Origin of the sequence: Microbacterium sp. Gd 4-13, assembly GCF_003095395.1 — a bacterium.
GTDB lineage: Bacteria > Actinomycetota > Actinomycetes > Actinomycetales > Microbacteriaceae > Microbacterium.
In genome coordinates this window covers 533568-558321 of sequence record NZ_QEIJ01000001.1, presented here as the reverse complement: position 1 = coordinate 558321, position 24754 = coordinate 533568, and the positions used below count along the sequence as shown (strand labels likewise).

The following is a 24754-nucleotide window of genomic DNA, read 5'->3' as shown; positions in this document are numbered from 1 at the left end:
TCGCCGGTTTAGAAGAGAAGCGACGTCAGGCGGCGGCGCGCGACGCCGACGCGCGGGTCGGCATCGCCGACCAGGCCGAACAGCTCGAGCAGGCGCTCCCGCACCGGAGCGCGGTCGTCGGAGGGGAGAGCCGCGAACAGCTCGAGCAGGCGATCGAACGCGTCCTCGACGTGGCCACCGGCGATGTCGAGGTCGGCCACCGCGAACTGCGCCTGGATGTCGGAGGGTGACGCAGCGGCAGCCGCCCGAGCGGCCTGCAGGTCGAGCCCCTGCACGCGATCGAGCAGACGCACCTGGCCGAGCCCGGCGCGGGCGTCGTCGTCACGCGGGTTCTCGGCGAGAGCCTTCTCGTAGGCGGCGATGGCACGCGGGTAGTCGCCCGCCTCGATGGCTTCGAATGCCTCGGCGTGGAGCGGCGGCAATGCGGGCTCCTCGGGCTCGGCAGCATCCGCCGGCTCTTCCGTGACCGACAGCGAACCGGTCACGCCGTTCTGCGCGGCCAGCTGAAGGAGCTGCGCGAAGACCTCGCGCACCTGCTGCTCGGGCACCGCGCCGGTGAACATCGGCACCGGCTGTCCCGCGACGAGTGCGACGACCATGGGGATCGACTGGGCACGGAAGCCCTGTGCGAGCTGCGGGTTCGCGTCGACGTCGACCTTCGCCAGCACGACGCGTCCGCCGAGCTCGATCACGACCTTCTCGAGGATCGGGCTGAGCTGCTTGCACGGCCCGCACCATTCGGCCCACAGGTCGACGACGACCGGAACGGTGCGCGAGAGCTCGAGGATCTCGCCGAACGTCTGATCGGTGACGTCGCGAACGAGGGCTCCGGCGTCGCCGGACGGCGCCGGCGGTGCCGCTCCCTCGGCGGGGGGCTGCGGACGGTTGCGCAGGGTGGACAGGTCCACCGCTCCGCGCATGACGGCACCGGGTGCGGGCGTGCTCACGGGATCACCTTTGCTTCGAGGATGCTGGACCGATACCCGAGCAGACGGATCTGCTCGCTCGAGCCCTGGGCGGGGACATAGAAGAAGAGCTGGTCGGAGTAGGTGGTGAAGAAGCCCGTCGACGACTCCTCGACGCCGGTGAGGGTCTTCACCGCCGGGTTGTCGAGCAGCTTGATGACGGCATCGGTGTTGGTCGGCTTCACCGTGTCGTTGTCGTTGACATTCACCGCCACGATCGCGCCGCCCTCGAGCGTCGCGAGGGCGAAGGGTTCCTGCGACCCGGCAACCGACTCGAAGGCGATCTCGGCCGTGTTCGTGCCGGTCTGCGCCAGATCGGCGGTGCGCTGGTCCTTGTTCGCCTGGATGCCGGCGAGGAGAAGGTCGCCCTGCGTGTCGAACTTCGACCAGTACTCGCTGTTCTCGCCGTTGTTGATGACGTCGGCGTACGCGGCGGCGAGGTCGTCCGGCGCGAGCGAGAGGAAGCCCGAGTCGGGCGGCACCTGGTATGCACCGACATAGGATGCGGCGACGTCGGGAAGCTCGGTGGATGCTTCGAGGCTCGCCACGTACATCGCCTTGTAGTCCGACCAGGGGTCTTCCTGGGTCAGGAGCATGATGGTCGGGGCGACAGTGGTGTCGGCGTCGTTCTCCACCACGGTCAGCACCGAACGGGGCCAGCCGTCGAACGCCTGCGGCAGCACGATCTCGACGGGCGACGCGGGGATCGCCGGCAGGGCGGGGTGCTCGGGGATCGCGGCGCGAAGGGTGTAGTTGGTCTGGCGCTCCGCCAGGGCCGCGCCGCCGAGACGGGTGGCGGCGAGACCTGCGTCGCCCGCGGCATCCGCCGAAGCGATCGTCGCGGCCATCTCGGAGACAATCCGCTCCGCCTGGTTCTCGGTGACGGCCGGGGCCTGCTGACCCTCGGGCACGATCACCGTCTCGGTGGGCGTCGGGGTGGCCGAGCTGGCGAGGTCGGGCCACGCGTCGGCCGAGCAACCGGCGAACAGGAGGGTCGTCGCCGCCACCGCAGGCACGACGACGAGGGCGCGTCGACGCGACGACACCGACCTGCGCGAGGCGGGGGCACCGGAGGTGATCACGCCCTTGTCGGCACCCTCGACGGCGAGGTCGATCGGTTCGGTCACAGGCATGGGCAGGCCCTTCCTGCGCGGGCCGCGCGACCGGCGCGAGTGCCGGATCGCGAGCACGTACAGGAAGATGCCCACGAGGAGCACGATCGATCCGCCCACGATCAACGGGCCGGCCCAGGGGGTCGTCACTAGAACGGGCCACGACAGCACGATGGTCGACGGTGCGGGTTCGCTTCCGTCCGAGGCGAGCAGCACGCTCATGGTGTCGGGAAGCTGGAGCGGCATGGTGAGCGAACCGTCGCCCTGGAACTCTTCCAGCCACAGGTCGGATCCTGCGGGGTTGCGCACGACCGGAGCGGCCGCGTCGTCACCGGCGGACTCGCCATCGGTGGCGGCCTCGTCGGCCGCCGCACCCGCAGACGCGCTGGGGCTCGGAGTGGATGTCGGGGTGGGTGTCGGGGTGCTCGTCGCATTCGACACGGCGCCCTCGCCGTCGACGGTGACCTCGGTGAAGGTCGTGTCGGCGAGCCACGCGCGAAGATCGGCGGTGCGCCCGTAGGCGGCGAAGACCGCCCCGTCGCCCTCGGCGGTCACCGTCTGAGCGCCGGGGAGACGGGTGAGGACCGCGCCGTCGATGAGCGTGTAGGCGGCCGAGCCGTCGGTCTGGATCGTCTGCGTCTCGGTAGAAGGACCTTCGAAGACCGTCCGCTGGGCGATGCCCGCTCCGATCATGACGGCAGCGATGAGGAACGCCACCACGGCCCACACGAAACGCACGAATACACCTACCCCATCGCCGGTCTCCGGGGCGGAAACCGCTACTCGACATTCCAGACTATCCAACACCGCCTGAAAGTTGTCCCGATGGGCCCGCTTCCGCGAATCACCCCCGCCGCGCCGTATTCTGACCTCACCCCCGGTAACGACCGGTCCGAGTCAGGAGCAGCGCACCGTGAAAATCCACAACCCGTTCCGCGTCGCGCTCGTTGCGACGCTGGGCGTCGGCGTCGGGCTTCTGCTGATCGGCAGCATCCAAGCACTCTCGACGATCCTGCTGTACGTCGGAACGGCTCTGTTCCTCTCACTCGGCCTCGAGCCGATCGTCGGCTGGCTCGAGAAGCGCCGACTGCCGCGCTGGGCGGCGGTGCTCGTCACCATCCTCGGCGTCCTCGCGGTCTTCGCCGGTATCATCCTCGCGGTCGTGCCGATCATCGTCGACCAGATCGTGCAGCTCATCGGTCAGATCGACGTCATCGTTCAGACGAGCAACCTCGACGACATCGTCGAACAGGTGCGGCAGTGGGTGCAGACGAACTTCCCGGGCATCAACGTCGACCAGGCGTGGCAATACGTCGAGAACTGGTACACCTCTCTCGACGTCGGCTCGATCGGCGGCGAGATCGGCGGCAGCATCATCGCGATCCTCGGCGCCGTGATCACCGGTTTCGGAGGGGCGTTCATCGTGCTCATCCTGACGATCTACTTCACCGCCTCGACCCCGTCGCTGAAGTCCGCGGTGTATCAGCTCGTTCCCGCCTCGAAGCGTCCGCGCTTCATCGACCTCGCCGAACAGATCGTCGACTCGGTCGGCTTCTACGTCATCGGCCAGATCAGCCTCGGCGTCATCAACGGCGTGCTGAGTGCGATCTTCCTGACGATCATCGGCGCCCCGTTCCCGGCCGTGCTCGCCGTCGTCGCCTTCTTCTTCTCGCTGATCCCGCTCGTGGGCACCTTGACCGGCTCGACGATCATCGTCTTGACGTGCCTGATCCCGGGGCTCGGCGGCGGGGGCGGCCTGTTCGGTCTCCAGTCGCCGACTCTCGCCCTCGTCGCGGCGGTCTACTACCTCGTCTATATGCAGATCGAGGCCTACATCGTCTCGCCGCGCATCATGAACCGCGCCGTGTCCATTCCCGGGGCGGTCGTCGTGATCGCCGCCCTCGCCGGCGCGGCGCTCGGCCAGCTGCTCGGCGCGCTCGTGGCGATCCCGGTGGCTGCCAGCATCCTGATCATCTACCGCCAGGTGATCATTCCGAGGCAGAACGAACGCTGACGCGGGTCAGGACGCCTCGGGGTTCTCCGGCCATTCGGTCGGTAGCGGCAGGGCGCCCGGGTTGACCGCTGTGACGATCTCGGTGAGCACGCGCGCGGTCTGCGCCTCGCCGACCCAGAGGTGCTTCCCGCCCTCGACGGCGATCAGCTCGGCATCGGGGATCGACGCGAACCGTTCGGCGGCCTCGGCCGGGCGCAGGTAGTCGTCGAACTCGGGGACGAGGATCACGACGCGACGGTCGTCACCCGCCCACGCGGCCACCTCTTCAGGCGTTGCCCGGTGCAGCGGAGGCGAGAGCAGGATGATGCCCTCGATGTCGTGCTCGCGGGCGTACTTGAGCGCGAGCTCGGTGCCGAACGACCACCCCACGATCCAGGGTCGGGGCAGGCCCCGCTCGCGAACCACGTGCATGGCCGCAGCGACGTCGAACCTCTCCCCCACCCCTCCGTCGAAGGTGCCCTCGCTCGTCCCCCGCGGCGAGGTGGTGCCCCGGGTGTTGAAACGCAGGACCGCCAGATCGGCGAGGGCAGGCAGCCGCGCCGCAGCCTTGCGGATGATGTGGGAGTCCATGAAGCCGCCGGCCGTGGGTAACGGATGCAGCGTGACGAGGGTCGCTACCGGTGCGGTGTCTTCGGGCAGAGCGAGCTCTCCGACGAGGCGGAGGCCGTCGGAGGTCTGCAATTCGATGTCCTCGCGGCGCGCGGGGAGCACGATCGGTCCTCGGATCTCCATGTCAGCCCAATCTCCAGCAGTGCGTGTGCCAGTGTCGTCGATTCGCGAGGTCGGCAGCATCGCCGAGGACGCCGTCTGCGCGCCAGGTCACGACGTGCGCCGTGCCGGCCGCGATCGTGCGGCCGCACCCCGGGCAGGTGTAGGCCTTGACGGCCTTCGACGCCGAGATGGGCTGAACGGTCCATTCGGCGCCGCGACGGGTCTCCGAGCGCTTCCACCCTGCGATCAGACGGTCGAGGGAGTCGTCCGACGAGGAGGGGTCAGGACGACGGCGATGTGAGCGGGGCATGACGCGGCTCGCTCACCACCAGTGGTTGCGGGTCCAGAAGTCGTACGCGGCCGACCAGCTGCCGTACCGCCCCTCGGCGTATCCCGTCGCCCATCGCAGGTTGTCCACCGGGTCGTAGCCGTTGCCCGGCACCTTGCTGCACGGCAGGGCCTGCACGAGCCCGCAGGCCCCCGACGAGGCGTTGGTGGCGTTCGGGTTCCAGCTGCTCTCGCGCGACACGATGTAATCGACGTAGCCCCGGTCGCTCTCGGCGATGCCCGCGGCGGCCATCCACTCCGCGGCCGATCCGCCGCCGGTGTACTGCGGGCGCGCGGAGATCGACTGCGGAGATGTGCCGCCCGACGCGCTCGCACTCGGAGTCGGCGTCGGGGTCGGCGTGGGCTTCGGGGTCACGTAGACGGAGTAGCCCGCCCTGTCGAGCGATGCCGCCGCGCCGTCGGCCCCGCTCGCGAACGACTGGGCGTCGTCCATCGCGACGGCGTAGAGCGAGACGCCGTCCGACTCCGCGGCTCGCGCGTCGACGACCGCCCCTCCGAGAGGGCCGACGTAGGCGACCGCGAACGCCAGTGCGGCGCACCCGGCGAAGACCGACAGGACACCGCGACGCCGCGACCAGCGCGGCTGCGGACGCACGGAGGCCACCGGCGAGACGACGTCGACCGTCGCGTCCGACCGACGTGCGAGGCGGCGCGAAGAAGCGCGAGTCAGGTCGGTGCCGGGAGTCACAATGCGGTCGAGTCTAACGGGCGGGCAGCGGGGCTGTCACCCGCGTGGGGCGCGTCTGGTCACCCGACCGCGAGCATGACCTCGACGACGGCGTCGAGCACGGCGTCTACCTGCGTCTCGCTGTATCCGCCGCGTTGCATGCGGAAAGCGACCGCCCGTACCTGGTCGGGTGTGACGGGGTCGCCCGACGCGATGTAGCGGGCGATCTTGTCAGCCACGAGATCGACCTCGTCGATGCGGTAGCCGTACCGGAGCACGCCGACCCGGTCGAAGCGATGCCTGCGGGGCCTGGTGAGCCTATCGAGCACGACCTGCGCGGTCTGACGCGATTCGGCGACCCAGGCGCGGGCTCCGCGCCGCGACATGGCCTGCTCGCGCTCACGAGCGGCGAACGCGTCTTCGATCCTTCCGAGCGCGGCGTCCACGGGGGCGATCGCGTAGCCCTTCTTCACGAGAGGGAACGCGGTCTCCCGAACGACCGCGGATCGCAGGGTGCCGGGCTCATCGGCTTCGAATGCGGCTCGCGCCTGCGCGAGGAACGCGTCGACGGCACGCTTCTCGTACCCCTTCTGGCGCCCGAACGTCTCGGGGAACGGCGACTCGGTCGCGGCCGTATCGACTTCGGAAGACATCGTCAGGACACCGCCAGAGGTGAGAGGAGGTAGAAGAGCGCGAGCGCAGCCGTCGCCGACGGAAGGATCGAATCGAGACGATCGAGCACTCCGCCGTGTCCGGGGAGCCAGGAGCTCATGTCTTTGATGCCCAGGTCTCGCTTGACCATCGACTCTCCGAGATCGCCGATCGTGGCCGTTCCCAGAATGACCGCACCGATGATCAACCCCGTCCACCACGGCAGGCCGAGCATGTACAGCGACAGGAGCACGCCGGCGATCAGCGCCGCCACGAACGCGCCGCCGAAACCTTCCCACGTCTTCTTCGGACTGATCCGCGGTGCCATCGGGTGCCGACCGATCGTCAGCCCCGTGACGTAGGCGCCGGTGTCGGCGGCCACCGTGATGATGATGAAAGCGAGGGCCCACCACTCCCCGCCGTCCTGGCTGAGCAGGATCATCGCGAGGCTCCCGAGGAACGGGACGTACAGGACGACGAGACCGGTGATCAGCACGTCGGACAGAACCGCGCCGTACGTGCGCCCGTCGTGGGAGAACATCTGCCCGAGGAGCCGCCAGACGATCAGCACGACGACGACGACCACCGTGAGCACCCAGTGCAACCAGAGATCGACGAAGTAGCCGCTCAGCATCAGCACCACGCCGCCGAGCAGCTGCGGGATCAGGTCGACGCGGCGGCCCGACGCTCGCAGAGCACGGACGAACTCGAAGACGCCGAGCGAGGTCGCGCCGATCGCGAACAGCAGGAAGATCCACTTGAAGAAGATCAGCGACGCGACGACGACGACGCCGATCGCAACTCCGATGACGATCGCGAGGATGAGATCACGGCCCGTGCGCTGCTTGATCCGCTCGTTCGCCTCTTCGAACTCCGCCCGCGCGTGCGCGACGTGGGTCTCGAACTCCGCGCGCGCCGAACGCGCGCCGGACGCCGTCGTGGCGGGGGCATCGGCCGCGCTGTGCGCGCGTCGGAGCCCACCGCTCTCACGGCGGCTGATCGGAGGATCGGACGGCTCAGAGCCTTCCGACCCGGGGGCGTCGGTCACGGGGATTCTCAGACCTCGAGCAGCTCTGCTTCTTTGCGCTTGAGTGCATCGTCGATCGCGTCGACGTGCGCACGCGTCAGGGAGTCGAGCTCCTTGTCGGCACGGGCGATCTCGTCTTCGCCGATCTCGCTCTTCAGCGCATCGAGGTCATCCTTCGCCTTCCGACGGATGCCGCGGACGTGCACCTTCGCGTCCTCGCCCTTCGTGCGCACGATCTTGACGTACTCCTTGCGACGCTCCTGCGTCAGCTCGGGAAGCGTCACCCGCACGAGGTTGCCGTCGTTCGTGGGGTTCGCTCCGAGGTTCGGCATGTCGCGGATCGCCTGTTCGATGGCCTTCAGCGCCGACTTGTCGTAAGGGGTCACGACGAGCGTGCGAGCCTCGGCGTTGTTCAGCGATGCGAGCTGCGCGAGCGGCGTCGGCGTGCCGTAGTAGTCCACGAGGATCTTCTGGAACATCTGCGGGTTCGCCCGCCCGGTGCGAACGGTGGCGAAGTCGTCCTTCGCCGCCTCGACGGCGCGATCCATGCGCGTTCCTGCATCGGCCATAACTTCGGCGATCACGGTGACTCCATTCGTAAAACCTGTGCCATAACTCTAACGGCGGTGCGGCGCGCTTCCCGGGCGCGACGAACCGTCATACCGAGACGCGCGTACCGATCGGCTCCCCGACCAGCGCACGGGTGACGTTGCCGGCGGGCTCCATCCCGAACACGCGCATATCCATCCGGTTGTCCATGCAGAGGCTGAAGGCCGTGGAGTCCACGACCTTCAGGCCGCGTTGCAGGGCGTCCATGTAGGTGATGTGGTCGATACGGGTCGCCGTCGGATCCGTGCGCGGGTCGGCGGTGTAGACGCCATCGACCCCGTTCTTCGCGACCAGCACCTCGGTGCAACCGGTCTCAAGAGCGCGCTGCGCGGCCACCGTGTCGGTGGAGAAGTACGGAAGCCCGGCGCCCGCACCGAAGATGACGATGCGACCCTTCTCCATGTGCCGGACGGCGCGGCGCGGGATGTAGGGCTCGGCCACCTGTGTCATCGAGATGGCCGACTGCACGCGCGTGGCGGCACCCGCCTGCTCGAGGAAGTCCTGCAGGGCGAGGGCGTTCATGACCGTACCCAGCATGCCCATGTAATCGGCACGACCGCGGTCCATGCCGCGCTGGCTGAGCTCGGCGCCGCGGAAGAAGTTGCCTCCGCCGACGACGATGGCGATCTCCACCTGGTCTACGGCCGCGGCGATCTCGCGGGCGATCTGGCTCACGACGTCGGGATTGACCCCCAGTTGCCCCCCACCGAATGCCTCCCCGGAGAGCTTCAGCAGAACCCTGCGTCGGGTGGAGTTCTCATCGATCACGGGTGTCGTCCTCTCGTCGGGTTCAAAGGTACCGCGCGCATGTCGCGGGCAAGACAAGAGCCCGGGATGCTGATGCATCCCGGGCTCTGGAGACGAGCTACGCGCCGACCTTGAAGCGGGCGAAGTCGGTCAGGGTGATGCCGGCGTTCTTCGCGACCTGGGCGATGGACAGCTTGTTGTCCTTCGCGTAGTCCTGGTCGAGCAGCGACACCTGCTTGAAGAACGCGTTGACGCGTCCTTCGACGATCTTCGGAAGAGCTGCTTCCGGCTTGCCCTCGTTGCGGGAGATCTCGGTGACGATCTCGCGCTCCTTGTCGACGTCGGCCTCGGGCACGTCGTCGCGGGAGAGGTACGACGGGTTGGCGAACGAGACGTGCTGCGCGATGCTGCGCGCGGTCTCCGCGTCGTCACCCGAGTAGGCGAGGACGACGCCCACCTGGGGCGGGAGGTCCTTGCTCGTCTTGTGGAGGTAGATCTCGAAGTGGTCGCCCGACAGGGTGCGGACGCGACGCAGTTCGACCTTCTCGCCGATGATCGCTGCCTCGTCGGAGATGAGCTGGTCGACCGTCTGGCCGTTCGCGTCGGCGGCGAGAGCCGCCTCGGCCGAGTCCGCGGCGGCGGCGGCCGCAGCATCCGCGACCTTGTCGGCGAGGGCGATGAAGCGCTCGTTCTTCGCGACGAAGTCGGTCTCGCAGGCGAGCTCGACGAGGGTGACCTTGCCGTTCAGCTCGCGCGCGGCGACAAGGCCCTCGCTCGTGGAACGGTCGGCACGCTTCGCGTTGCCCTTCGCTCCCTTGAGACGGAGGATCTCGACGGCCTTCTCGACGTTGCCGTCAGCCTCTTCGAGCGCCTTCTTCGTGTCGACCATGCCCGTGCCGAGCTGCTCTCGCAGCGCCTTGATGTCGGCGATGGTGAAGTTTGCCATGGGGTGCTGGCTCCTTGGTTCGTATGTGGGTGACGGATGCCCGGCGCGCCCGCCGCTCCGACCGGGGTCGGAGGGCGGGCGCGCCGATCGTAGCGTCTGCGGGGAAAGCGCCGGTTACTTGGCGTCGGCGGCTTCGGCGGCGGCGACCTCTTCGGTCGACTCGCCGGCGGCGGCCGCGACGGCCTCGTCGTGCGCCTCGGCGCCCAGGGCGTCGGCGATCGACTCGGTGGCGCGCTCGGTCGTCTCGACCTGCTCGTCGGCGACGAGCTCGGTGGCCTCGGCCGTGGCCTCACCCAGGTCGGCGACCTTCTCGGTGTCGGCCGACGACTGCGCCGGAGCACCCTGCTCGAGCAGCTCGCGCTCCCAGTCGGCGAGGGGCTCGGCCTCGGTGGCCGCCTCGTCGGTGGGGTTGTGGCGCTGGATCAGGCCCTCGGCGGCGGCGTCGGCGATGATGCGCGTGAGCAGGCTCACCGAACGGATCGCGTCGTCGTTGCCGGGGATCGGGTACTGGAACTCGTCGGGGTCGGCGTTCGTGTCGAGGATGCCGATCACGGGGATACCGAGCTTCTTGGCCTCGTCGACGGCGAGATGCTCGCGCTTGGCGTCGACGACCCAGATGGCCGAGGGGGTCTTCTGCAGGTTGCGGATACCGCCGAGCGACTTGTGGAGCTTGTCGAGCTCGCGCTTCTTCAGAAGGAGTTCCTTCTTGGTGAAGCCGCTCTCGGCCGGGTTCTCGTAGTCGAGCTCCTCGAGCTCCTTCATGCGAGCGAGGCGCTTGGAGACCGTCTGGAAGTTGGTGAGCAGACCGCCGAGCCAGCGCTGGTTCACGTAGGGCTGGTTGACGCGCGTCGCCTGCTCGGCGAGGACTTCCTGCGCCTGCTTCTTCGTACCGACGAAGAGGATGGTGCCGCCGTGGGCGACCGTCTCCTTGACGAACTCGTACGCCTTGTCGATGTAGGTCAGCGACTGCTGGAGGTCGATGATGTGGATGCCGCTGCGCTCGGTGAGGATGAAGCGCTTGACTTTCGGGTTCCACCGGCGGGTCTGGTGTCCGAAGTGGACGCCGCTGTCGAGCAGCTGGCGAATGGTGACGACGGCCATGGCCGTTCTCCTGTTCTCGGCGCGCGCACGCGCCGTCTGCGGTTGATCTCGCCGGTCCGGAGGAGCGGCGGGCCTGGTGCCCGGCGCGCACCCACCCTGAAACTTCTCAGGGACCGATGGGTGCGGGATGCCGCGCGGTGCGGTTCGAAGAACCACGAAGCGCTGAGGGCACGCGGAGTCACCCCGATACACGGGGTGCAACGTCTACTCTATCAGCGCGCCCCGCTTCCCGGGCACGCCCACCGCTCGGGACCGGCCTCTCCTCCCCAGGCCGCCGAAGGCAAGACCTTCACCACCGCGTGACCGGCGGCCGCTCCCCTGGCGCTCCGAGAGGCGAGGCTCGCTGGCATGTCGACACGCGCCCCATTCCTGCCGATCGCGGCGGCTGCTGCCGCGGTCGCACTCATCGCCACCGCCGATGCATCGTCGGCCGAGACGGTCGACCTCTCGGCGCTCGGATGGCGCTGGCCGGTCGACACCGTCCAGGTCGTCGAACCCTTCGCCGCGCCCGCGCACGCCTACGGCCCGGGCCACCGCGGGGTCGACCTGGTGTGGGACGGGGGTGCCGTGCGTGCACCGTCCGGGGGGATCATCGCCTTCGCCGGGCCGGTGGCCGGGCGCGGGGTGGTGACCATCGACCACGGCGGGGGCCTGGTGACGACACTCGAGCCGGTCGAGCCGCGGGCGACGATCGGTTCCGTCGTCTTCGGAGGCGACATCGTGGCCGCTCAGGGCGAGGGCGGGCACACACCGCCGGGGGTGCTCCACTTCGGAGTGCGCCTCGATGGGAACTACATCAACCCGATGCTGCTGCTCGGCGGCGTGCCGCGCGCGGTACTGCTCCCCTGCTGCTGATCAACCGATGCGGTTGCGTTGTCCGTCGACCGTGACGTTCGACACCGCAGCGGTGACCGTGTTGTCGTTGCCCGAGACGACCACGTCTCCCCCGCCACCCGGTGCGGTGACCGCGTTGCGATCACCGCGGATCGTCAGAGCACCGACCGATGAAACCTCCAGCGACGCGTCATTGCCGTCGACCGTCGTGTCGCCGATGGCTTCGGCGGTAAGGGCGATGCGGTCTCCCGCGACCGACACCGCGCCCACGCTCGCTCCCCGAGCGTCGACGGCCACCGCGTTCCCCTCGATGCGAACGAGCGGACACTGCCCGGTCAGCACGATGGTTCGATCGCTCGCGGTGATGGTCCGCGCCTGACCGCCGCAGTCGTCCGCGTCTTCGACCGACGACGACGGGGTCGACGAGGATCTCGCCGAGGTAGTGGGTGTGCCGGATGCGGACGACGAGGCGGATGCGGACGGCGTGGCCGAGGCGGCCGGCGCGCCGTCGGAAGGGAGGCGCGTGACGATGGGCTGCGGCACCGCGGAGCATCCGGCCACGAGGAGCGCACTCACGAGGGCGAGGGCGGCGGCGAGAGAACGGGCTCGGGTGCGCATTTCACCACCGTAGCGTCGGGGGTCGGTTCAGGCGCGGGGGTGGGCGAGGCGGTACGTGGCCGCCAGACGTTCGCTCGAGACATGGGTGTAGATCTGGGTGGTTCCCAGACTCGCGTGGCCGAGGATCTCCTGGACGGCTCGAAGGTCGGCGCCCCCATCGAGCAGATGCGTGGCCGCGGAGTGGCGGAGGGCGTGGGGGCCGACGCTGGCTCCCACGAGCGGCGCCAGTGTGCGCGAGACGAGGTCGTACACGCTGCGGACGCCCATTCGACCGCCGCGCGTACCGAGCAGGAGTGCTCTGCCGGCCGCCGCCGCACGAGAGGCGAGCACCGGACGACCGCGCACGAGATAGGCATCGACGGCGCGCCCCGCGGGAGCGCCGAACGGAACGACGCGCTCCTTCGACCCCTTGCCGAGCACACGCGCGGTGCGACGTTCACGGTCGACGTCGTCGACATCGAGACCACAGAGCTCGGAGACCCGCATCCCCGCCCCGTAGAGCAGCTCGAGGATCGCGTGGTCGCGGAGCGCGATCGCGTCGCCCTCGGCGGCGATGTCCGTCATGGCATCGAGGGTCTCGCGCAGTGCATCGGCCGTCGCGACGCGAGGAAGAGTTCGACCGCGTTTGGGTGTCACCAGACGCAGTGCCGGATCGACGGCGACCAGCCCCTGCTCGGCCGCCCACGCGAAGAACCCGCGGACGGTGGCCGTTCGCCGCGCGATCGTCGACCGCGCCGAGCCGGCCTGGGTCGCAGACCACAGCCACGAGCGCAACTCCTCGAGATCGATGCGATCGAGGTCGACGTCGCCGACATGAGATCGGAGGTCGGCGAGATCGGAACGATAGGCGCGGACGGTGGCGGGAGAGAGTCGGCGCACCTCCGTCAGCTGACGGAGGTAGACCTCCACCGCTCGCTCCCATTCCATGTGCCCAGCATGCCTTCCGTTGCCGGCGCCGCGGTGTGCCGCGTCGGCGCGTCATCGGGTGGAGGGTGCTCGTCGCCACCCGTCCGCCCGCTCGAGAGCCTGCCCCGACAGCTCGGCGAGGGCGATCAACCCTTCCGCCTCCTGAGGTGCGATGCCGCTGCGCCGAGCGATCTCATCAGCGCTACGTGACTGCCGGGTGCTCATGGCGTCGAGCACACGGGTCATCTCATCGGTGCGGGTCTCATCGAACGACAGAGTGGGTGCGTCGCTCAGGCCGAGCATCTCGCGCACGTCGCCAGCGCACGTGACGAGCGCGCCGTCGAAGTCACGGATGACGCGATGGCACCCGGCGGATGACGCACTCGTGATCGCTCCGGGAACGGCCCCGAGGGGCCGGCCGAGGGCGGCCGCGTGCGCGGCGGTGTTCAGCGAACCGCTGCGCACACCTGCCTCGACGACGACGGTCGCGTCGGCCAGCGCCGCGATCAGCCTGTTCCTCGCGAGGAAGCGCCATTTCGTCGGGGGCGTTCCGCACGGGGTCTCCGCGAGGACTGCGCCGGAGCGCGCCGTCGCATCGATCAAAGCGGCATGACCCGAGGGGTAGGGCCGATCCACTCCCCCGGCCAGCAGAGCCACCGTCCGCCCACCGACGTGGAGCGCGGAGCGATGCGCGACGCCATCGATGCCGTATGCGGCACCGGAGACGATCGTGATCCCGGCCGATGCGAGCTCCGCCGCGAGTTCCCCGGCCACGTGTTCGCCGTAGGCGGTCGCTGCGCGCGCCCCCACGATGGCGACCGTTCGCCGGTCGTCGGCGACGAGCGCGGTGTCGCCCCGCGACCACAGCACGAACGGCCCGTGGACGCCGAGGTCGGCAAGACGGCCCGGCCACCCGGGGTCGCCGGGGAGGATCAGGCGAGCACCCGTCCGACGCGCGGACTCGACGGCCGCCCGCACAGCCGTCGCGTCGCCGCGGGTTCTCCACCGGGCGAGGCCCTTCGCCAGATCGGACGCATCGATGCCGTCCGTCGTCAACGACTGACCCGCGACCAGGCGCCGCAGAGCCTCGGCGGCGCCCCACTGCTCCACGACGCGTCCGGCCACTCCGTCGCCGGGCTCGACGACGACCCCCCAGATCAACCGAGCGAAGGCGTCCATGAGCGTCGCATCGTCGTCGTCGACCTCGCGCACGCCCGAGAGCGCCGCACGGGCGGACGCGGCGGTCACCTCGATCCGCATCACGCCGGCACTCCCTTCTTCAGGTACAGCGCGCGACCGACGTCGCCCACGTCGATGGCTCCGCGCCCCGCCAGATCAGCCAGCGACCATGCCACGCGCAGCACGCGGTCGTAGCCCCGCAGCGTCAGCATCCCCCGATGCAACGCCGCGTCGATCGGGCGCCTCACCACCGGGGCCGGGGCCAGCGGCCCCTGCCGCAACCACGAGCCGGGCACCTCGGCGTTGCGCCGCCACGGGGTGTCACGCAACCGGAGTGCTGCCCTCGCCCGGGCCTCGCCCACCTTCTCGCGTGCGGCGGAGGTCGTCATCGACCCACCGAGCGAAGGATCGTTGCGGGCGACGACCACTCGTCGCATCGATAACTCGATGTCGATGCGATCGAGCAGCGGCCCGGACAGCCGCGAGAAGTAGCGCCGAATAGCTTGGGGCGGGCAGACGCACTCCGCCCCGGGCACGGCGAAGTTTCCGCACGGACAGGGGTTCGTGGCGACGACCAGCTGGAACCGGGCGGGGTACGCGGCTGTGATTCCGGAGCGATGGATGACGATCGACCCCGACTCCAGAGGCTGGCGCAGCGCGTCGAGCGCGCTCGAGGCGAACTCCCCCGCCTCGTCGAGGAAGAGCACCCCCTCACTCGCACGGGCGATCGCGCCGGGACGAACGATCTTCGATCCGCCGCCGACCAACGCGGCGATGCTCGTGCTGTGATGCGGCGACTCGAAGGGTGGCACCCTCGAAAGCCGGGTCACCGGCTCGCCCGAGAGCGACCGCACCGAACCGACGGCCAGCGCGGCGGCCTCGTCGAGGGGAGGCAGGATGCCGGGGAGACGCTGCGCGAGCATCGTCTTGCCCGCGCCGGGTGGTCCGCTCATGAGCAGATGGTGCCCTCCCGCCGCGGCGACGAGCAGCGCGTCGATCGCCTCGCGCTGGCCGATGACGTCAGCGAGTTCCGGCACCTCGTCGGCGGAGACGTGTTCGCGGGCCAGCGCCACCGGCTCTACCGCGGGGATGTCGATGTCGAGCCCGTGCCACCGCACGACCTCGGCGAGGCAGCTCGCACCGCACACCTCGATCCCGTCGACGAGCTCGGCCTCCGCGAGGTTGGCGCGAGGCACGACCACACGTCGAATCCCGGCGCGTGCCGCCGCCGCGACTGCGGGGAGAACGCCCGGGACCGGACGCAGACGCCCGTCGAGACCGAGTTCGCCCAGATGTACGGTCGACGCGACGCCCGCCGCATCCATCTCACGTTCCGTCGCAAGCGCCGCGACAGCGATGGCGACGTCGAAGCCGGATCCCTGTTTCGGCAGGCTGGCGGGAGAGAGGTTCACGGTGAGGCGCCGTCGCGGAAGCGCCAGGCCCCTGTTCACGCAGGCGTTGTGCACGCGTTGCACGGCCTCGCCAAGGGACTTGTCGGGGAGGCCGATGATCACGAACTTCGGCGTCTGCTCCGACAGGTCGGCCTCGACCTCGACGATCGCTCCTTCGAGGCCGTTGAGCGCGACCGACAGAGTGCGTGCGACGCTCACAGCGCGTCTTCCAGGTGCTCGAGCACGCCCGTCGCGGGATCGGCCCCGGTGATCGCGATCGCGTCGAGACGAAGCCTGCGCCCCCGGGCCTCCTGCGGGTGCGCGGCGATCCACGCTGCCGCGAGACGCCAGAGCCGCGTGGCCTTCCGGTCGTCGATGGCCTCGAGGGGGTGACCGAACGCCAGTGACCGCCGGGTCTTGACCTCGACCACCGCCAGCGTCCGTTCGCGGACGGCGACGATGTCGACCTCCCCCTGGGAACACCGCCAGTTGCGGTCGATGATCCGGTATCCGAGGGTGATCAGGTGGTCGGCGGCGCGCTGTTCACCGGCGCGTCCGAAATCGTCCTTGGCTGCCATGCCCCCATGGTGCGCGGAGCGGGGAGCTCAGACGGGGCTTCTCCGACGAGCTGTGGGCGCAACGGATGATCCGCCTCCTGGGGAGGAACGGATGCTGCGGCGTCAGCTGTCGAGCGAGAGTTCCTCGGGCAGCTGGAAGTCCCGCCGCGAAAGCTCCTCGACGTTCACGTCCTTGAACGTGAGCACGCGCACCGACTTCACGAACCGGTCGGCCCGGTAGATGTCCCAGACCCAGACGTCGGTCATCGAGATCTCGAAGTAGAAGTCGTGCTCGGTATCGCGACGAACGACGTTCACCTCGTTCGCAAGGTAGAACCGCCGCTCGGTCTCGATCACGTACTGGAACTGCAAGACAACGTCGCGGTACTCCCGGTAAAGGGCGAGTTCGAGTTCGCGGTCATAGTCCTCGAAAGCATCGTCATCCATGGTTGCTCCATCCTACGGGCGCGCGCGTGCGCCCGGCACAGCGGGGGGTCAGAAGAGCGTCGGTGCGTCTGCGATGGCCCAGGAGTGCCGGTGATGGGCGCTGAGGCCGTTCGTGGATATCGCCTCGCGGTGGTCGAGACTCGCGTATCCCTTGTTCCGCGCCCACTGGTATGCGGGCAAGTCGTCGTGCAGCGTCACCATCAGCGCATCCCTCGCGACCTTGGCGATCACGGAGGCGGCGGCAGCGCTGGCGCAGTCGCGGTCTGCCTTGATGATCGGCGTGACACGCAGCCCCTGGGCACCGGCGGGGGTGATGTAGTCGTAGTTGCCGTCGAGGATCACGATCGCCGTCTCGGGCACGACCCCGTGTGCGCGCAGGTCGGCCAGCGCCCGGACGGCGGCGAGACCGAGCGCCGCCATGATCCCGATCTCGTCGATCTCGACCGAGCTCGCCCACCCCACCGCGCTCTCCGACACCCACGATGCCGCGCGAGCGGCGACGTCGGCACGCCGGGGTTCAGGAACCAGCTTGGAGTCGCGCAGCCCTGCCGGGATGCGTGTGCGTGACAGAGCGGGATCGACGACCGCAGCACCGACGGCGACAGGACCCGCAAGGGCGCCCCTCCCGACCTCGTCGCAGGCGATCACCAGGGGGTAGTCCTTGAGCAGCCGACGCTCCAGCGTCAGACGCGGCTCGATGACGGTCACGACGCCGTCTCCGGGGGGAGCGTCACGGCGCGGCCTCCGGCGCGGGCACCCCCGCGAACACCTCGTGGTGGAAGTCGATCAGCCCGAAGCGGTCGAAGGGCCAGGTGATGAGGAACGCGCGACCCACGACGTTGTCGACGGGAACGAACCCTCCCCCGGGCTGATCCTGGTGGAAGCGGGAGTCCTGCGAGTTGTCGCGGTTGTCGCCCATCACCCAGATCGAGCCGTCGGGCACCGTCACGTCGTACTCCATGACATCGGGCGCTGTCTTGCCGGGGAGGAGGTTCAGGTAGGCGGTCTCGTCGATCGCCTGCCCGTTCACCGTCGTCTGCCCGAGGGCGTTGCAGCAGACGACGTGGTCGCCGCCGACGCCGATGATGCGCTTGATCAGGTGCTCGTCGCTGTCGGGGGCCGCGAGGCCCACGAGCGAGAGCACCCACTCCACGCTCTCGGTGAAGGGCGAGACGGGCACCCGGGCCGCCTTCTCGAGCCAGCCGCCGGGATCGCGGAAGACGACGACGTCACCACGGTCGTACCCGCCGAAGCGCGGGGTGATCTCATCGACGAGGATGCGGTCGTTCTCGATCAGCGTCTGATTCATCGACGCCGACGGGATGTAGAACGAACGCACGAGGAAGGTCTTGACGAGGAACGACACCAGCAGCGCGATCAGAACGATGACCACGACGTCTCGCAGGAACGTCAACCATCCACGACGCGGTTTGTCCTCCGCCAGAACGGGGGCCGTTTCGTCGGCGGGGGCGGCCTGGTCACTGCTCATGGGATGCCTCACTCGGCTCGCCGCCGTTCGGGAACCGCACACACAAGGTTCGCACACGCTCCGCCGCCTGCGGTGCACCGGACCGCCCATCTCGACCGATGTCGGACGGGTACGACGAACGCCCCGGGCATCAGCCCGGGGCGTTCGAGAGAAGCGACTCAGCGAGCGTCGCGCTTCTCCTTGATCTTGGCCTTCTTGCCGCGGAGGTTGCGGAGGTAGTAGAGCTTCGCGCGACGCACGTCACCGCGCGTGACGACCTCGATGTGGTCGATCACGGGGCTGTGCACGGGGAAGGTGCGCTCCACGCCCACCTGGAAGCTGATCTTCCGGACCGTGAAGGTCTCGCGAACACCGTCGCCGGAGCGGCCGAGCACGATGCCCTGGAAGACCTGGATACGGGAGCGGTTGCCCTCCGTGATGTTGACGTGGACCTTCACGTTGTCACCGGGGGCGAAGGTCGGGATGTCGGTGCGGAGCGAAGCCGCGTCGACTGCGTCGAGGATCTGCATGATCGTCTCTTCCTGCGGCCGCCACAGGTCGACAGCATGATGTGTTCAAGAATGGGATGACGCGTCCGTGCCGCGAATGCGGCGGGTTCCCCTGTGGCAGAACCGGTCAGGACACAAACGTCTATTCTGCCATGGATGCGGCAGCGGTCCAAAACCCCCTACGACTGGTGAGGGCGCTCCTCGAGGACGACGACCGTCGGATCTGCTCTCGGGGTGGACGACGGCCGCGTCGGCGGAATGTACCCGGTGCCGTCAGCTGTGCGCAGGAGCATGACCGATGCCCGGCTCTCGCGCCAGAGTTGCGCGACGCTCGCCCAGAAGACCCCCACCGCCGCGAGAATCGCCAGGACGAGCGAGAGAGCGAACCACGACGAGAAGAATCCCGTCGCGATGATCAGCGCGTGCCAGACCGAGAACGCCAGGACGTCCCACCACGACACGGCGCGCTCCGCGCGAACGCTCCCGCGGGAGCGGACGAGCAGAGCGAGCACGGTCTGCCCGACCAGCACCGACGGGGCGGCGATGAACAGCACCCAGAGGAAGGCGAGCCCGCCCGCCTGGAACACACCCCACCCGACGAGAAGCCAGAGGGGCAGCACCACGGCAGCCGGGAAGAGCCAGTGGAAGAACAGCCGTCGGAGCCACATGCTTCGATGCTACGCGGCGGTCTCGACGTCTCTGCCGTTGCAGGGCGAGCCCGAAGCATCCTCTCGGATTCGCGCCGTGACGAATAGGTCGCACGGTCGTGTCGCGGAAGAATAGAGCGGTCGAAAGGACACCCATGATCGAACTGCGCACCCCGGCCGAGATCGACGCCATGCGCCCGGCGGGTCGCTTCGTCGCCGAGACGCTCGCCGCACTCCGCGATGACACCAAGGTCGGCACGAACCTCCTCGCCATCGATCGCCGCGCGCACGAACTGATCCGGCGCGCCGGCGCAGAGTCCTGCTACATCGACTACCACCCCTCGTTCGGCGCGAGCCCGTTCGGCAAAGTCATCTGCACATCGATCAACGACGCCGTGCTGCACGGGCTCCCCCACGACTACGCCCTCCGCGACGGCGACCTGGTCTCGCTCGACTTCGCCGTCGCGATCGACGGATGGGTCGCCGATTCCGCGGTCTCGTTCGTCGTCGGAACCCCGCGCGACGAGGACCTCGCCCTCATCGACACCACCGAGCGCGCCCTCGCCGCCGCCATCGACGCGGCTGTGGTGGGCCAGAAGATCGGCGACATCTCGTCAGCGATCGCCGCCGTCGCCCATGCGGACGGCTACTCGATCAACACCGACTTCGGCGGCCACGGTGTCGGCCGGGTCATGCACGGCGATCCTCATGTGCCCAACGACGGAAAAGCCGGACGCGGGTACCCGCTGCGCGAGGGGCTGGTCGTCGCACTCGAACCGTGGTTTCTGGCCACCACCGACAAGCTCGTCACCGACGCAGACGGCTGGACCCTGCGCAGCGCCGACGGTTCACGCGGGGCGCACGCCGAGCACACCGTGGCCATGACGTCCGACGGCCCGATCGTCCTGACCGACCGCTCGTTCCTCGGCGTCGACTGACGCGCGGAAGGCTACTCGGGCAGCAGGTCGGGACGACGCTCGCGCGTCCGCTCGATCTGCTGCTCGCGACGCCACGCGGCGATCGCCCCGTGATTGCCGCTGAGCAGGATCGGCGGCACCTCCCGCTCGCGCCATGAAGCGGGCTTCGTGTACGACGGGTACTCCAGCAGGCCGTCCTCGTGCGATTCCTCGACAAGGCTCGCCGGGTTGCCGACGACGCCCGGCACGAGACGGCCGATGGCCTCGATCATCGCCATCGACGCCACCTCTCCCCCGTTGAGCACGTAATCGCCGAGACTCACGAGCCGCACGCGGCCGATCGTCTCCGCGTACGAGAACACACGCTCGTCGATCCCCTCGTAGCGACCGCAGCCGAACACGAGGTGGGACTCCTGGGCGAGCTCGCGAGCCGTGGCCTGAGTGAAGACCTCCCCCGCGGGCGAGGGGAAGATGATGACCGGATGCTGCGCCGTGGGGTCGTCGCCGGCATCCGCCACGATCGAATCCAGCGCTGCGCCCCAGGGCTCGGGCTTCATCACCATGCCGGCGCCGCCGCCGTAGGGCGTGTCGTCCACCGTCCGGTGACGATCGTGCGCCCAGGAGCGCAGATCGTGCACACGTACGTCGAGAATGCCCGCGCCGCGGGCCTTGCCGAGGAGCGATACCTCGAGAGCGTCGAAGAAGGCGGGGAAGATCGTGACGACGTCGATGCGCACGTCAGCGGTCCGTGTCGTCGCCCTCGGAGGACTCGGTCGCCGCCGGCTCCGCCACGTCGGCCTTGCCGGCGGCCGTCTCGGATTCGTCGGACTCGAGCTCCTCGAACAGACCTGCCGGAGGGGTCACGATGACGCGCCCCGCGGAGATGTCGACCTCGGGCACAATTGCCTTCACGAAGGGGACGAGGATCTCGTCGTCGGCGGCGCCCGCGGGGCGCACGGCGAGCAGATCCTGCGAGGGGAGATGATCGACGCGGATCACGCGGCCCACGACGGCACCGTCACGCACGACGTCGAGGCCGACCAGCTGGTGGTCGTACCAGGCGTCGTCCTCGACGGGGGCGGACTCAGCATCCTCGTCGATCCAGAGGATGGCGCGAACCAGCTCTTCGGCTCCGCTGCGGTCGTCGACGCCCTCGAAGAAGGCGACCGGGTGGCTGTTCATCCAGCGGAACTCGCGCACGGTGAGCGGCTTGCCGTGCCACGGCGACGACTCGGGAACCTGGAGCGTGAAGGTCGACCCTGGCGCGAAACGACCGTCGGGGTCGTCGGTGTAGAGCTCGATCTTGAGGGCACCCTTGAGCCCGTGCGCCTTGACGAGGCGACCCACGCGCAGCTGGGTGCGGGCCGGACGCGGGGAGTGCGCGCGGCCTTCGGCGGGCACGTCAGTCATCGGCGACGTCGACCCGCACGCGGCGACCGTCGGCGAGAGCGCCGACGACCGTCCGCAGGGCTTTGGCCGTGCGTCCGCCGCGCCCGATCACGCGACCCCGGTCATCGGGGTGGACGTGCACCTCCAGCACGTCACCGCGAGGCGACGTGGAGGAACGGATGGACACGGCGTCGGGGTGATCCACGATCCCCTTGACGACGTGCTCGAGCGCGGCGGCGAGCAACGGCTTACTCGGAGGCGGACGCCGCGTCGGCGTCGCCCTCAGCGTCGGCCGGGGCCGCGGCGGGCTTGTCGGCCTTGGGCTTGATGACCGACTTCTTCGAGGAGTCGACCTCGAAGGGGACCTTCTCGGCCTTGGTCTTCAGCGTCGACGTCGCGTTCGCGTCGCCCTTGAAGGTGCCCCAGTCGCCGGTGATCTTGAGGATCGCGAGCACCTGCGGGCTCGGCTGAGCGCCGACGCCGAGCCAGTACTGCGCGCGCTCGGAGTCGACCTCGATGAACGAGGGCTCCTCGGTGGGGTGGTACTTGCCGATCTCTTCGATGACACGGCCGTCGCGCTTGGTGCGCGAGTCGGCGACGACGATGCGGTAGTACGGCGCACGGATCTTGCCCAGGCGCTTGAGACGGATCTTTACAGCCACGATTCTCCTGAATGTGTGGAAAGCGAACGAACCGAACGCCTGGAGAGTGGGGTGCACACCCGGCGGAAGCTCAAATAGGTGGACCGGGAACTGGATAGAGGGTCGAGTACCGGGTCCGACCCTCTATTCTGCCAGATGACGGCGCGTGCCGCGAAACGACGGCTCGCGGATCACGGGATGTCAGAATGTGGCCATGACGGTGCCCTTCGCGACATCCCCCCGTTCGACGGTCGGGATCGAGTGGGAACTCATGCTCGCCGACGCGGATACGGGCGACCTCGTCCCGCGCGCGCCCGAGATCCTGGATGCGCTGGAGGACTCCACGGCGCTCGAGCGCTTCACCGTCACGGGCGAGCTCCTGACGAACACGGTCGAGATCACGAGCGGTATCGGCGACACGGTCGCCGCGGCCGTCGATGACGTCGCGGACGCGATCGCCGCCGTCCGGGCCGAGACCGAGCCGCGCCATCTGGAGCTGCTCTGCGCCGGCAGCCACCCCTTCGCGCAGTGGTACGACCAGCAGGTCACCGACAAGACCCGGTACGAGAGCCTCATCGAGCGCACCCAATGGTGGGGGCGCAACATGATGATCTGGGGCATCCATATCCACGTCGGCGTGGAGGACGTCAACAAGGTGCTGCCGATCATCGCCGCCCTCACGACCTACCTGCCGCATCTGCAGGCGCTCTCGGCCTCCAGTCCGTTCTGGGCGGGCGAGCGCACCGGCTACGCATCGAATCGCGCATTGGTCTTCCAACAGCTCCCGACGGCCGGACTCCCCTGGCCGCTCGACGACTGGGCGCAGTTCGAGGGCTATCTCGACGACATGGCGCGCACCGGCGTGATGGCCGATGCGTCCGAGGTGCGATGGGACATCCGCCCTGCGCCGCGCTGGGGAACGATCGAGGTGCGTGCCTGCGACGGCATGTCGACCCTTCCCGAGCTTGCCGCCGTCGCCTCGCTGGTCCAGACGTTGGTCGAGCAGTTCTCGCGCGATCTCGACGAAGGGCGGGAACTCCCCCGCATCCAGCCGTGGTTCGCCCGGGAGAACAAGTGGCGAGCGGCACGCTACGGGCTCGACGCCAGGGTCATCGTCGACGCGGACGGACGCGAAGAGCCCGTCGTCGAGCACCTGCACGAGACGATCGATCGGCTGCGCGATGTCGCGTCGGAGCTCAAGTGCGCGCGCGAGTTCGAGGGCCTGCAGACGATCCTCGCCACCGGCGGCAGCTCCGCGCGCCAGATCGCGGTCGCCGACGCGGCCGACGGCGATCTCCGCCAGGTCGTGCAGCACCTGATCCGCGAGTTCCGGGGCGGACCCACGCTGCGCGAGCACCTGCTGTCATCGCTGTAGCGCGCAGCGTCCGCCCCTCCCTGCGCCGAAAGCAGGAGATGGCGCCGACGAAGGACGATCTGCGGCGAAACGTCCTACCCTCGCGCCAGGTCCTACGCTCAGAACCTCGGCGGTGCGAGGTGCAGCCCCTGCGCCACCGCGAGGAGGAGCGTTCGCTCGACGAACGCCCAGTCGAACATGACCTGATACCAGTCGAACCGCAGCGTGGTGAAGCCGCGGAGCGCGAGCCTGGCGTCGGCTCGGATATCGCGCCGGCGATCCTGCGCGTTCGAGTGGTGCGCGAATCCGTCGAGCTGCACGAGCAGGCGTTCTCCGATGACGGCGTCGAGCGGATGCCCGTCTATCCACACTTGCTGGCGCACCGCGAGTCCGAGGGCCCGCACGCCGTGCACGAAGATCGACTCGAGTCCGGAGTCGCTGAGCGCCGACAGATGCTCGGCGATGTCTGCGGCGGCCGTAGACCTCCACATCACGCGTGCGAGCTCGGAGGGCTCGACCATGCCCAGCCGAACCGCCGATTCCCACACCGCGAATGCGTCTCGACGCGACTGACACCGAGCGACGTGGAACAGCACGTCGATGAGGGGGTCTTCGACGCAGTGGGGAGGCACGGGCATGGGCCCATTCCCCCAGTGAACGACGAGCGACCCTCCTTCCACGCGCGAGGCGGTGGGTTTGACCGCCACATGGACGAGTCCGTCGCTGGGTGGAACCCAGAGGCCCCATCGGGCCGCGGCGCCGACCACCGACCTCGATGGCCGACCTCGCTACGGCATCAGCATCACGCGTCACCAGCCACGACCGACGCACCCGGTCTACGCGGCCGGCCGCCACCGCGTCGGCCATGGCGCGCTGAGAATACCCCGCGCCCCGGGCGGTGGCGGAATGTGCGATCCCGCCGTTCTCTCGGAGCCACGCGGTGAAGGGAGGACGACGCATCCCGCCACGTTCGCTCACGACGGGCCCCCGTGACGGCGC

30 protein-coding genes are annotated in these 24754 nt (G+C 69.2%); 4 read left to right on the top strand and 26 right to left on the bottom strand.

All coding sequences use genetic code 11. From position 1 onward, the window contains the following. Positions 1-8: 8 nt before the first annotated feature. On the bottom strand, positions 9-947 hold the full coding sequence (locus tag DEA06_RS02660; RefSeq protein WP_116646385.1) for a tetratricopeptide repeat protein: 939 nt from the start codon (positions 945-947) through the stop codon (positions 9-11). After that, a complete protein-coding gene (locus tag DEA06_RS02655) occupies positions 944-2815 on the bottom strand; it encodes a glycosyl transferase (RefSeq protein WP_116646384.1) in 1872 nt (623 codons plus the stop codon). The genes DEA06_RS02660 and DEA06_RS02655 overlap by 4 nt, the downstream gene beginning before the upstream one ends. A gap of 175 nt (positions 2816-2990) precedes the next feature. On the opposite strand from DEA06_RS02655, the gene DEA06_RS02650 reads away from it, so the two are divergent. Beyond that, a complete protein-coding gene (locus DEA06_RS02650; RefSeq protein WP_116646383.1) occupies positions 2991-4091 on the top strand; it encodes an AI-2E family transporter in 1101 nt (366 codons plus the stop codon). Positions 4092-4097: 6 nt separating this feature from the next. On the opposite strand, the gene DEA06_RS02645 is transcribed toward DEA06_RS02650, so the two are convergent. From DEA06_RS02645 to rpsB, 9 genes are all read right to left on the bottom strand, one after another. Beyond that, positions 4098-4823, bottom strand: a complete 726-nt coding sequence (locus DEA06_RS02645; RefSeq protein WP_116646382.1) for an alpha/beta fold hydrolase — start codon at positions 4821-4823, stop codon at positions 4098-4100. Between the two features lies 1 nt (position 4824). Then, positions 4825-5112 carry a hypothetical protein gene (locus DEA06_RS02640; protein ID WP_116646381.1) on the bottom strand — a complete coding sequence of 96 codons (288 nt, stop codon included), beginning with the start codon at positions 5110-5112 and terminating at the stop codon, positions 4825-4827. A gap of 12 nt (positions 5113-5124) precedes the next feature. Then, a complete protein-coding gene (locus DEA06_RS02635) occupies positions 5125-5838 on the bottom strand; it encodes a transglycosylase SLT domain-containing protein (RefSeq protein ID WP_240606776.1) in 714 nt (237 codons plus the stop codon). A 59-nt stretch (positions 5839-5897) separates the two neighbouring features. Continuing rightward, positions 5898-6470, bottom strand: coding sequence for a DivIVA domain-containing protein (locus DEA06_RS02630; RefSeq protein ID WP_116646380.1), 573 nt, complete (start codon positions 6468-6470; stop codon positions 5898-5900). Between the two features lie 2 nt (positions 6471-6472). Beyond that, on the bottom strand, positions 6473-7516 hold the full coding sequence (locus DEA06_RS02625; protein WP_205781200.1) for a phosphatidate cytidylyltransferase: 1044 nt from the start codon (positions 7514-7516) through the stop codon (positions 6473-6475). Between the two features lie 8 nt (positions 7517-7524). Beyond that, the gene (frr, locus tag DEA06_RS02620; RefSeq protein ID WP_116646379.1) at positions 7525-8079 is read right to left on the bottom strand and encodes a ribosome recycling factor; all 555 of its coding nucleotides are present in this window, start codon (positions 8077-8079) and stop codon (positions 7525-7527) included. Between the two features lie 73 nt (positions 8080-8152). Next, the gene (pyrH, locus tag DEA06_RS02615) at positions 8153-8872 is read right to left on the bottom strand and encodes a UMP kinase (RefSeq protein ID WP_116646378.1); all 720 of its coding nucleotides are present in this window, start codon (positions 8870-8872) and stop codon (positions 8153-8155) included. A 97-nt stretch (positions 8873-8969) separates the two neighbouring features. Then, positions 8970-9797, bottom strand: coding sequence for a translation elongation factor Ts (gene tsf, locus DEA06_RS02610; RefSeq protein ID WP_116646377.1), 828 nt, complete (start codon positions 9795-9797; stop codon positions 8970-8972). Positions 9798-9911: 114 nt separating this feature from the next. Beyond that, a complete protein-coding gene (gene rpsB, locus DEA06_RS02605; RefSeq protein ID WP_116646376.1) occupies positions 9912-10898 on the bottom strand; it encodes a 30S ribosomal protein S2 in 987 nt (328 codons plus the stop codon). A 348-nt stretch (positions 10899-11246) separates the two neighbouring features. On the opposite strand from rpsB, the gene DEA06_RS02600 reads away from it, so the two are divergent. Next, the gene (locus DEA06_RS02600; RefSeq protein ID WP_116646375.1) at positions 11247-11753 is read left to right on the top strand and encodes a M23 family metallopeptidase; all 507 of its coding nucleotides are present in this window, start codon (positions 11247-11249) and stop codon (positions 11751-11753) included. On the opposite strand, the gene DEA06_RS02595 is transcribed toward DEA06_RS02600, so the two are convergent. From DEA06_RS02595 to DEA06_RS02550, 10 genes are all read right to left on the bottom strand, one after another. Next, on the bottom strand, positions 11754-12350 hold the full coding sequence (locus DEA06_RS02595) for a DUF3060 domain-containing protein (protein WP_116646374.1): 597 nt from the start codon (positions 12348-12350) through the stop codon (positions 11754-11756). It lies immediately after the preceding gene. Between the two features lie 27 nt (positions 12351-12377). Further along, positions 12378-13277, bottom strand: a complete 900-nt coding sequence (locus tag DEA06_RS02590) for a tyrosine recombinase XerC (protein ID WP_116646373.1) — start codon at positions 13275-13277, stop codon at positions 12378-12380. Between the two features lie 51 nt (positions 13278-13328). After that, positions 13329-14516 (bottom strand): DNA-processing protein DprA, encoded by a 1188-nt coding sequence (gene dprA / locus DEA06_RS02585; protein WP_116646372.1) that lies wholly within the window; start codon positions 14514-14516, stop codon positions 13329-13331. Then, positions 14516-16045, bottom strand: coding sequence for a YifB family Mg chelatase-like AAA ATPase (locus DEA06_RS02580; protein ID WP_116646371.1), 1530 nt, complete (start codon positions 16043-16045; stop codon positions 14516-14518). Before DEA06_RS02580 ends, dprA begins: the two co-directional genes overlap by 1 nt. Beyond that, positions 16042-16404: a YraN family protein gene (locus DEA06_RS02575; RefSeq protein WP_116646370.1), complete on the bottom strand. Its 363-nt coding sequence runs from the start codon at positions 16402-16404 to the stop codon at positions 16042-16044. Before DEA06_RS02575 ends, DEA06_RS02580 begins: the two co-directional genes overlap by 4 nt. Positions 16405-16506: 102 nt before the next feature. Next, complete coding sequence (locus tag DEA06_RS02570; RefSeq protein WP_116646369.1) at positions 16507-16830, bottom strand: DUF2469 family protein; 324 nt, start codon at positions 16828-16830, stop codon at positions 16507-16509. 48 nt (positions 16831-16878) lie between these two features. Then, complete coding sequence (locus DEA06_RS02565; RefSeq protein WP_116646368.1) at positions 16879-17538, bottom strand: ribonuclease HII; 660 nt, start codon at positions 17536-17538, stop codon at positions 16879-16881. 22 nt (positions 17539-17560) lie between these two features. Then, positions 17561-18319: a signal peptidase I gene (lepB, locus tag DEA06_RS02560; RefSeq protein ID WP_116646367.1), complete on the bottom strand. Its 759-nt coding sequence runs from the start codon at positions 18317-18319 to the stop codon at positions 17561-17563. A gap of 158 nt (positions 18320-18477) precedes the next feature. Continuing rightward, on the bottom strand, positions 18478-18828 hold the full coding sequence (gene rplS, locus DEA06_RS02555; protein WP_116646366.1) for a 50S ribosomal protein L19: 351 nt from the start codon (positions 18826-18828) through the stop codon (positions 18478-18480). Positions 18829-18986: 158 nt separating this feature from the next. Then, a complete protein-coding gene (locus DEA06_RS02550; RefSeq protein ID WP_116646365.1) occupies positions 18987-19475 on the bottom strand; it encodes an MFS transporter permease in 489 nt (162 codons plus the stop codon). Positions 19476-19609: 134 nt separating this feature from the next. Here DEA06_RS02550 and map point away from each other — a divergent pair, with 134 nt between their 5' ends. Then, positions 19610-20392 carry a type I methionyl aminopeptidase gene (map, locus tag DEA06_RS02545; protein WP_116646364.1) on the top strand — a complete coding sequence of 261 codons (783 nt, stop codon included), beginning with the start codon at positions 19610-19612 and terminating at the stop codon, positions 20390-20392. A gap of 11 nt (positions 20393-20403) precedes the next feature. Here map and trmD read toward each other — a convergent pair whose 3' ends face one another. The 4 genes from trmD to rpsP are packed head-to-tail and all read right to left on the bottom strand — an operon-like array spanning position 20404 to position 22422. Next, complete coding sequence (trmD, locus tag DEA06_RS02540) at positions 20404-21108, bottom strand: tRNA (guanosine(37)-N1)-methyltransferase TrmD (protein WP_116646363.1); 705 nt, start codon at positions 21106-21108, stop codon at positions 20404-20406. 1 nt (position 21109) lies between these two features. Then, positions 21110-21781: a ribosome maturation factor RimM gene (gene rimM, locus DEA06_RS02535; RefSeq protein WP_116646362.1), complete on the bottom strand. Its 672-nt coding sequence runs from the start codon at positions 21779-21781 to the stop codon at positions 21110-21112. Next, on the bottom strand, positions 21774-22004 hold the full coding sequence (locus DEA06_RS02530) for an RNA-binding protein (RefSeq protein ID WP_116646361.1): 231 nt from the start codon (positions 22002-22004) through the stop codon (positions 21774-21776). Before DEA06_RS02530 ends, rimM begins: the two co-directional genes overlap by 8 nt. 4 nt (positions 22005-22008) lie before the next feature. Next, positions 22009-22422 (bottom strand): 30S ribosomal protein S16, encoded by a 414-nt coding sequence (gene rpsP / locus DEA06_RS02525; RefSeq protein ID WP_116646360.1) that lies wholly within the window; start codon positions 22420-22422, stop codon positions 22009-22011. Positions 22423-22615: 193 nt separating this feature from the next. On the opposite strand from rpsP, the gene DEA06_RS02520 reads away from it, so the two are divergent. Further along, positions 22616-23776 (top strand): glutamate--cysteine ligase, encoded by a 1161-nt coding sequence (locus DEA06_RS02520; RefSeq protein WP_116646359.1) that lies wholly within the window; start codon positions 22616-22618, stop codon positions 23774-23776. 98 nt (positions 23777-23874) lie between these two features. Here the strand turns inward: DEA06_RS02520 and DEA06_RS16770 are convergent, their stop codons facing one another. Next, on the bottom strand, positions 23875-24393 hold the full coding sequence (locus tag DEA06_RS16770; RefSeq protein WP_240606775.1) for a DUF559 domain-containing protein: 519 nt from the start codon (positions 24391-24393) through the stop codon (positions 23875-23877). Positions 24394-24754: the final 361 nt, after the last annotated feature.